Here is a 238-nt window from a genome sequence, read left to right as displayed (position 1 = left end):
GTCGCAATTGCTGGAAGACGCCCGTCTGGTCCGCCGCGTACTGGGCACTGACCCTTTGGTGCTGGCGGTGCATCGCAACCATCCGCTGGCCAAGCTCGACCGCGGCGATAGCTACCAGGCCGCCGTGAACTTGCAGTCGTACCAACTGGCGACGATTTCCCAGATCACTCCGTATGATCGTTTACCGCAAATCACATTAAACGGCACGCTCCCGTTTCAACCGGCAGGGCTGAACTTC

The 238-nt window shown here is 59.7% G+C and carries 1 protein-coding gene; it reads left to right on the top strand.

The window, feature by feature from the left end:
• Window positions 1-238: LPS assembly protein LptD (gene lptD, locus AC0L3B_RS40295; RefSeq protein WP_473383643.1), on the top strand; the 238-nt coding region annotated here is incomplete at both ends.

This window comes from Bradyrhizobium sp. Kon56 (assembly GCF_055807635.1).
Note: the sequence above shows the minus strand (reverse complement) of the source record. Positions and strands in the feature narration are given on the sequence as shown.